The organism is Microbacterium sp. AISO3 (assembly GCF_002204305.1).
GTDB lineage: Bacteria > Actinomycetota > Actinomycetes > Actinomycetales > Microbacteriaceae > Microbacterium > Microbacterium arborescens.
In genome coordinates this window covers 1-776 of record NZ_NHRF01000028.1, presented here as the reverse complement: position 1 = coordinate 776, position 776 = coordinate 1, and the positions used below count along the sequence as shown (strand labels likewise).

The following is a 776-nucleotide window of genomic DNA, read 5'->3' as shown; positions in this document are numbered from 1 at the left end:
CTCACCGTCCTTGACACGAAGCTTGCCGCCACCATGGGATGGAGCTGTATCATCCTCTTCTTGGTAGCAACAGCTACAGGTGTGCATTCCCAGTCCGTGCTGACCCAGCCTCCCTCCGCTTCTGGCACCCCTGGCCAGAGAGTGACCATCTCCTGCACCGGCTCCTCCAGCAACATCGGCGCTGGCTACAACGTGTACTGGTATCAGCAGCTGCCCGGCACCGCCCCCAAGCTGCTGATCTACGGCAACATCAACCGGCCCTCCGGCGTGCCCGACCGGTTCTCTGGCTCCAAGTCTGGCACCTCCGCCTCCCTGGCCATCTCCGGCCTGAGATCTGAGGACGAGGCCGACTACTACTGCGCCGCCTGGGACAAGTCCATCAGCGGCCTGGTGTTCGGCGGAGGCACCAAGCTGACCGTGCTGGGCCAGCCTAAGGCCGCTCCCTCCGTGACCCTGTTCCCCCCATCCTCCGAGGAACTGCAGGCCAACAAGGCCACCCTGGTCTGCCTGATCTCCGACTTCTACCCTGGCGCCGTGACCGTGGCCTGGAAGGCCGACAGCTCTCCTGTGAAGGCCGGCGTGGAAACCACCACCCCCTCCAAGCAGTCCAACAACAAATACGCCGCCTCCTCCTACCTGTCCCTGACCCCCGAGCAGTGGAAGTCCCACCGGTCCTACAGCTGCCAGGTCACACACGAGGGCTCCACCGTGGAAAAGACCGTGGCCCCTACCGAGTGCTCCTGATGAGAATTCATTGATCATAATCAGCCATACCA

Annotated in this window: 1 protein-coding gene; it reads left to right on the top strand. The window is 62.9% G+C overall.

Annotated features, from left to right (window positions below; genetic code table 11):
- Positions 1-744 (top strand): hypothetical protein (locus CBF90_RS16080; protein ID WP_141097195.1); only part of this gene is annotated, 744 nt, incomplete at its 5' end.
- Positions 745-776: the final 32 nt, after the last annotated feature.